This is a genomic window from Streptomyces racemochromogenes (assembly GCF_044129415.1).
Lineage (GTDB): Bacteria > Actinomycetota > Actinomycetes > Streptomycetales > Streptomycetaceae > Streptomyces > Streptomyces racemochromogenes_A.
Genome location: NZ_JBBDHD010000215.1, coordinates 1 through 7,417 on the forward strand (window position 1 = coordinate 1; position 7,417 = coordinate 7,417).

At 76.8% G+C, this 7,417-nt stretch carries 5 protein-coding genes; 3 read left to right on the forward strand and 2 right to left on the reverse strand.

All coding sequences use genetic code 11. The features are described 5' to 3' along the window. A partial coding sequence (locus WDV06_RS35455; protein ID WP_395513931.1) for an AMP-binding protein occupies positions 1-1,900 on the reverse strand: 1,900 nt, incomplete at its 3' end. 146 nt (positions 1,901-2,046) lie between these two features. Between WDV06_RS35455 and WDV06_RS35460 the strand changes: the two genes are divergently transcribed. Continuing rightward, complete coding sequence (locus WDV06_RS35460; protein ID WP_395513932.1) at positions 2,047-3,948, forward strand: ABC transporter ATP-binding protein; 1,902 nt, start codon at positions 2,047-2,049, stop codon at positions 3,946-3,948. 33 nt (positions 3,949-3,981) lie between these two features. On the opposite strand, the gene WDV06_RS35465 is transcribed toward WDV06_RS35460, so the two are convergent. Further along, a complete protein-coding gene (locus WDV06_RS35465) occupies positions 3,982-4,692 on the reverse strand; it encodes a FadR/GntR family transcriptional regulator (protein ID WP_395513933.1) in 711 nt (236 codons plus the stop codon). A 162-nt stretch (positions 4,693-4,854) separates the two neighbouring features. Here WDV06_RS35465 and WDV06_RS35470 point away from each other — a divergent pair, with 162 nt between their 5' ends. Both WDV06_RS35470 and WDV06_RS35475 read left to right on the forward strand, forming a co-directional pair. After that, positions 4,855-5,343, forward strand: a complete 489-nt coding sequence (locus WDV06_RS35470) for a gluconokinase (RefSeq protein WP_395513935.1) — start codon at positions 4,855-4,857, stop codon at positions 5,341-5,343. An 11-nt stretch (positions 5,344-5,354) separates the two neighbouring features. Continuing rightward, the gene (locus tag WDV06_RS35475; RefSeq protein WP_395513934.1) at positions 5,355-6,764 is read left to right on the forward strand and encodes a GntT/GntP/DsdX family permease; all 1,410 of its coding nucleotides are present in this window, start codon (positions 5,355-5,357) and stop codon (positions 6,762-6,764) included. Positions 6,765-7,417: the final 653 nt, after the last annotated feature.

Consider the following 7,417-nt stretch of genomic DNA (forward strand, 5'->3'; position numbering starts at 1 on the left):
GGGGGGGGGGGGGGGGGGGGCGGCGGGGAGGGGGGGCGGGGGGGCGGGGGGGGGGGGGGGGGGGGGGGGGGGGGCGGGGGGGGGGGGGGGGGGCGGGGGGGGGGGGGGGGGCCCCCCCCCCCCCCCCCCCCCCCCCCGGGCCCGGGCGCGGCATCCGCCCGCGCCCCGTGAACAGGAACAGCAGGCCCACGGCGAAGGCCGAGCACTCGAAGAAGTACAGGAGGGAGAAGAGGAACGACCAGGGCCCGGGAACCCCGGTGAGGTCGGTCGATCCGGGCCAGATCAGGTCGGTGGCGAACAGGGCGATGGCGGTGAGCGGCACCGCCGCGCAGCCGAAGCCGAAGCAGCCGGGCGACTCGCCGCCCGCCGCCGGGGCCCCGTACTTGCCGCCGCGCGCGGTCCCGGCCTGCGGCCGCGGCGGCTGCTGGAGCGCCGCCCGGTCCTCCTGGCCCGCCCGGGTGCGGGGCAGGGCGCCCAGGCGTACCAGCCGGGTCGGGGTGCGGGCGCCGGGCACCTTGTCCGCGAGGTGCGCGCGGAGCCCCTCGGCGTCCAGGGGCGGACCCTCGCCGGCGCGGCCGGATTCGCCGGGGGGCGGGGCGGCGTACGCGACGAGCAGGGTGCCGGCGGCGCTGCGGACGCGTGCCACCAGGGCGGCGCCGACCGCGGGGTGGGTGCGGATCAGGGACTCGACGGGGTGCGGGTCGAAGGGGCTGCCGTCGTCCAGGGTGATCCGGTCGCGCAGGCGTCCGCCGAACTCCAGCAGGCCGTCCGCGCGGAGTCCGGCGAGGTCGCCGGTGGCGACCGCGTCGCCGCCGCCCGGCGGGGTCAGGTACAGCTCCCCGTCGCGCAGGTCGGCACGGCAGCCCGGGAAGGGGGTGCCGAGCAGGGCGAGCCGTTCGGGCTCGTCCAGCGGGCGGGTCAGCTGCGGGAGTTCGAACCAGGTGCCGGCGCCGGCCGCCTCGGTGGGGGCGTACACGGCGAGCACGCGGGCGCCGGGGCGCAGGCGGTCCTGGAGGGCGGTGTGTTGGTCGAGGTGGAGCCGTTCGCCGGTGACGGTGAGCAGGCGCAGGGAGGCCAGTCGCGGTGCGGGTTCGCGCCGGCCCGTGCGGGCGGCGCCGGCGGGGTCGAGGGCGCGGTCGAGGAGGCGCAGGGCGCCCGCGGGGTCGGTGTGCAGCGCGCTGACGTGCGTGTCGGAGACGGCTTCGGGTATCTCGTCGGGCCGCCAGTCGGCTCCTTCGGGGAGGACGAGGGCGCCCCCGGCGCACAGGGCGCGGGTCCAGCCGGCGGCGAAGGCGGTGAGGTCGGCGCCGCCGGTGAACAGGTGGCGGTCCTCGGGGGTGAGGCGGGCGACCCCGACCCAGGCCTCGTGGGCGGCGAGCAGCAGGGGGTGGCCGACGGGGACGGCGCGGGGCGTCGCGGTGCCGGTGAACAGCACGGCGGCGGGCCCCGGGTGCGGCGGGCGGGCCGGGGGCTCGGCGGGCCGGGCGCCGATGCGGTCGGCCTCCTCGTCCGTGAGCAGGGCGGGCAGGCCCTTGCCCTGGTCCAGCCGGGCGGCGCCGGCGGCGTCGGTGAGCAGCAGGTCGGGGGCCAGGGCGGTGAGCTGGAGCCGCGCGGTGCGGGGGTCGGCGGAGTCGACCAGGGCGTAGGCGGCGCCGGCCTTGAGGGCGGCGAGGAGGGCGACGACGGCGTCCTCGCGGCGGGCGGCGGCGATGGCGATCCGGGCACCGGTGGGCAGGGCCAGGGCGAGGAGGTGGTGGGCGAGTCGGTTGGCGCGGGCGTCGAGCGCGGCGTAGGAGAGGGGGCTGCGGCGCACGATGACGGCGGGGGCTCCGGGGGTGTCGCGGGCCCACTGCTCGAAGCGGTCCAGGACGGTGTCGGCGGCGTGCGGTGCCTGCGTCATTCCCCGATGATGCCATCGGGCCCGGCGCGGGCACGGGGTTCTCGGAAATCCTTTCTGTCAGCCCCAGTTGACCCCGGGCGCCCCCACGGGTGGTCCCACGCCGTTCCCTTGACCTGAAGTTTGGTCGAGGTTCTACCGTGGGGGTCATGGACATGGAAGTCACCGCGTGGCATTCGCTGCACAGCGCGATCAACGCCCAGCAGGGCAAGCGGCCCCCGTTCTCCCGGGCGAGCCTGCGCCGGATCGCCGCCTTCGCCCGCCCGCACCGGCGCGGGCTCGCCCTTTTCCTCCTGCTCAGCGTCGTGGGCGCGCTTCTCGCGGTGGCCACCCCGCTGCTGGCCAGCCGGATCGTGGACGCGATCGTGCAGGGGGCCGGGGCCGGCGGGAACGGGGACACGGGCGGGGTCACCCGGCTCGCGCTGCTGATCGCGGGCATCGCGGTGGCGGAGGCGGGGCTGGGCCTGCTGACCCGCAAGCTCTCCTCGACCCTCGGCGAGGGCCTGATCCTGGACCTGCGCCGGGCGGTCTTCGACCACGTCCAGCGGATGCCGGTGGCCTTCTTCACCCGGACCCGGACGGGGGCCCTGGTCAGCCGGCTCAACAACGACGTGATCGGCGCCCAGCGGGCCTTCAGCAACACCCTGTCGGGGGTGGTCTCCAACGTGGTGACCCTGCTGCTGACGCTGGGGGTGATGCTGAGCATCTCCTGGCAGATCACCCTGCTGGCCCTGGTGCTGCTGCCGGTGTTCGTGCTGCCGGCCCGCCGGATGGGCACCCGGATGGCCGGGATGCAGCGGGAGGCCGCGGCGCTCAACGCGGCGATGGGCACACAGATGACGGAACGGTTCTCCGCGCCCGGCGCCACCCTCGTCAAGCTGTTCGGGCGGCCCGCCGACGAGTCGGCCGAGTTCGCGGCCCGCGCGGCCCGGGTGCGGGACATCGGGATCCGGACGGCGATGGCCCAGTCGGCGTTCATCACGGCCCTCACACTCGTGTCGGCGCTGGCCCTCGCCCTGGTCTACGGCCTGGGCGGCTACTACGCCCTGCGCGGCAGCCTGGAGGCCGGCTCGGTCGTCGCCCTGGCCCTGCTCCTGACCCGGCTCTACGCCCCGCTGACCGCGCTGGCCGGGGCCCGGGTCGAGGTGATGAGCGCGATGGTCAGCTTCGAGCGGGTCTTCGAGATCCTCGACCTGGAGCCGCTGGTCGCCGAGAAGCCGGACGCCCGCCGGGTGCCCGACGGCCCGGTGTCGGTCGAGTTCGACCGGGTCTCCTTCGGCTACCCCTCCCCCGACAAGGTCTCGCTGGCCTCCCTGGAGGAGGTGGCCGTCCTCGACGCGCGGGGCGGCACGCAGGTGCTCCACGAGGTGTCGTTCCGCGCGGAGCCGGGCCAGATGATCGCCCTGGTCGGCTCCTCCGGCGCCGGCAAGTCCACCATCGCCCAGCTGCTGCCCCGCCTGTACGACGCGGACGCGGGCGCGGTGCGCCTCGGCGGGATCGACGTGCGCGACCTGACCGCGGACTCGATCCGCGACACCCTGGGCATGGTCACCCAGGACGGACACCTCTTCCACGAGTCGGTACGCGCCAACCTGCTGCTGGCCCGGCCCGACGCGGCCGAGGAGGAGCTGTGGGAGGCCCTGCGCCGCTCGCGCCTGGACGGCCTGGTCGCCTCGCTGCCCGACGGTCTGGACACCGTCGTCGGCGAGCGCGGCTACCGGCTGTCGGGCGGGGAACGGCAGCGGCTGACGATCGCACGGCTGCTGCTGGCCCGGCAGCGGGTGGTGATCCTGGACGAGGCCACGGCCCATCTGGACTCCACCTCCGAGGCGGCCGTCCAGGAGGCGCTGGCCGAGGCGCTGGCGGGCCGCACGGCGGTGGTGATCGCGCACCGGCTCTCCACCGTGCAGGCCGCCGACCTGATCCTGGTGGTGGAGGAGGGCCGCATCGTGGAACGCGGCACCCACGCCGCGCTGCTGGCGGCGGGTGGCCGCTACGAGGAGCTGTACCGCACCCAGTTCGCGACGCGCGGCGCGGCCGCGGCCGGCTGAGCCCCGGCGCCGTCCGCCCGGCCGCGGGCGCCGCTACGGGGCGAGGACGTCGAGTTCCTCCAGGGCCCCGAGGGCGATCCGGCGGGTCAGGGCCTCGGCCCCGGCCGCGTCGCCCTCGCGGACCGCTTCGGCGACCCGGACGTGGAGGGTGACGGCGGCCGGGTCGGGGTCGTGGAACATCACGTCGTGCCGGGTGCGGCCCGTGAGGACCTCGGCGACGACGTCGCCGAGGCGGGCGAACATCTCGTTGCCGGAGGCGTCCAGCACCGTGCGGTGGAAGGCGACGTCGTGGTGCAGGTACTCCTCCAGCCGGTGGCCCCGGGAGGTGCTGACCATGCCGAGGGCCGCCTCCGTCAGGCGCGCGCACTGCTCGGGAGTGGCCCGGGAGGCGGCGAGGCCGGCCGCCACGGGTTCGACGGCCGAGCGCAGGACGGTCAGGGAGCGCAGCTGGCGGGGGCGGTCGGCGCCGGCGAGCCGCCAGCGGATGACGTGCGGGTCGTAGACGTTCCACTCCTCGGCCGGGCGGACGGTGACCCCGACCCGGCGGCGGGACTCGACGAGCCGCATGGACTCCAGGACGCGGACCACCTCCCGTACGACCGTCCGCGAGGCCCCGAACCGCGCGGCGATCCCGTCGGTGCGCAGCACGCTGCCGGGAGGGTGTTCCCCGGCCGTGATCGCGAGGCCGAGGGTGTCCAGCACCTGGGAGTGGAGTCCTTGGCCCGGACTGCCTTCGGTGGTCATGGCGCAAGCGTACGGTGACGTCTCGCGCGGTGATACGTGTGTTTTTTCGGCCGGGAACCCTTGAATAAGTAGTACTTAATGCGGTTCAGTGGGGCCCGTCAACGACGACGGCACCGAGGAACGGCGAGGTACGAGGTGGGCTCCCAGCACGTCATCGTGGTGATGGGCGTGGCCGGCACGGGCAAGACGACCGTGGGACGGCTGCTCGCGGAGGCGCTCGGCGTCCCCTACGCCGAGGGCGACGCCTTCCATCCCGCGGCCAACGTGGCCAAGATGTCGGCCGGCGTCCCCCTGGACGACGCCGACCGCAGGCCCTGGCTGGACGCCGTCGGCAGGTGGATCCGCGGCCGGGGCGCACCGGGCGGCGCGGTGGTGGCCGCCTCCTGCCTCAAGCGGGCCTACCGCGACCGGCTGCGGGCCGCCGCGCCCGGGACCGTGGTGTTCGTCCACCTCACGGGCGACCGCGCGCTGGTCGGGGAGCGGATGGCCGCCCGTACGGGGCACTTCATGCCCCCCTCCCTGCTGGACTCCCAGTTCGCCGCGCTCGAACCGCTCCAGCCCGACGAGCCGGGGCTCGCCGTCGACGTGGCGGGCACCCCGCAGGAGATCACCGGGCGGGCGCTCGCCGCGCTGCGCGCGTTCGAGAGCTGAGGAACCCCACCATGACCGGTCTCGGCGTCGGCGCCCTCGCGGCGGCCGCCCCCACCCCCATCACCTCCGCAGGTGACGCCCGGCTGGGCGCCGCCGTCCTCGCGGGCATCGCCGTCATCGTGCTGCTCATCACCCGCTTCCGGCTGCACGCCTTCCTGGCCCTGACCGTCGGCTCACTGGCCCTCGGCACCCTCGCCGGCGCCCCGGTGGACAGGACGCTCGCCAGTTTCACCGCCGGGCTCGGCTCCACGGTCGCGGGCGTCGGCGTCCTGATCGCGCTGGGCGCGGTCCTCGGCGGGCTCCTCGCCGGCTCCGGCGGCGCGGACGCGATCGTCGACACGATCCTCGCCCGCGCCCGGGGGCGCGCCATGCCGTGGGCGATGGTGCTGATCGCCTCGGTGATCGGGCTGCCGCTCTTCTTCGAGGTCGGCATCGTGCTGCTGGTGCCGGTGGTGCTGCTGGTCGCCCGGCGCGGGGGCCACTCCCCGATGCGGATCGGGATACCCGCGCTGGCCGGCCTGTCGGTGATGCACGGGCTGGTCCCGCCGCACCCCGGCCCGCTGGTCGCCGTGGACGCGCTGCACGCGGACCTCGGCGTCACGCTGGCCCTCGGGGTGCTGGTGGCGGTTCCGACGGTGGTCGTCGCCGGGCCGCTGTTCGCCCGGTACGCGGCCCGCCGGGTGGACGTACCGCTCCCGCCGGAGGCGGAGACGGCGCCGCCGGCGCCGGAGGCACCGGGGACGGCCGTCCGGCGGCCCCGGTTCGGGGCGGCGGTCTGCACCGTGCTGCTGCCCGTGGTCCTGATGCTGGGCAAGGCGCTGGCGGACATCGCCGTCGACGACCCGGCCGACGGGCTGCGGCGGTTCGCCGACGTCGCCGGCTCGCCGCTGGTCGCCCTCCTGGCGGCCGTCCTGACCGGGATGTTCACCCTGGGCCGGGCGGCCGGCTTCACCCGGGACCGGCTCGCGGCCACGGTGGAGCGGTCCCTCGCCCCGATCGGGGGTGTCCTGCTGATCGTGGGGGCGGGGGGCGGGTTCAAGCAGACGCTGATCGACGCCGGTGTGGGGCGGATGGTCCTGGACCTGTCCCGGGACTGGGCCGTGCCCACCCTGCTGCTGGCGTGGCTGATCGCGGTGGCGATCCGGCTGGCGACGGGCTCGGCGACGGTCGCCACCATCTCGGCGTCGGGCCTGGTGGCCCCCCTGGCCGCCGGCCTGCCGACGGCGCAGACCGCGCTGCTGGTGCTGGCGGTCGGGGCCGGCTCGCTGTTCTTCAGCCATGTCAACGACGCCGGGTTCTGGCTGGTCAAGGAGTACTTCGCGATGAGCGTCGGGCAGACCGTCCGGACCTGGTCGGTGATGGAGACGATCATCTCGGTGGTCGGGCTGGGCTTCGTCCTGCTGCTGTCGCTGGTCCTGTGACCCCGTCGTGGTCCCCGACCCGGCCGGCGGCCCGTGCGCGCCTCCCGCGGGCGCCCCGGAAGACGGCTGGGGCCCCGGCCGGCCGACGCGGGCCCTGACCGCTCGCGCGCCGCGGCGCCGTCGGGGAGGGGGCGTCCGGGCCCGGGGCGTGTCGCCGAAGCCCGCCCGCCCCGCGACGCCCGGCACGCTCCCCCGAACTCTCGGCCGACTGCGTCCGGTACGAGGGAGTGCGCCCGGCGCACCGAGAGCACGCACCAGACGCCTCGGTCGTCCGGCCCCGCGAGGGGAGCGGACCCGCTCGGCCCGGGCCGGTATCAGCGGCACGGCGGCCCGGTCGCCGTACCCGCCACCGCGGCCACCCCGCCGTCCACCGGGCGCCCGGACGGTCGGCCGGACTCCGCGCAGGCGGCGTCAGGACCGTCGCGGGTCGGGTCCGTCGAGCTGGGCCGCCGCGAGGGCGAAGCCGTCGGCCGCGCGGGCGCAGCGGTCGGCGAGGGCGGCCACCTCGGCGCGGAAGGCGTCGGCCTGCGGTCCGTGCCACTCCAGCGCCGCCGCCCCCCCCCCCCCCCCCCCGGGGGGGGGGGGCGCGCCCGCGCCCCCCGCCCCCCCCCCCCCGCCGGGGGGGGGGGGGGCCCCCGCGCCTTAAAAAAATA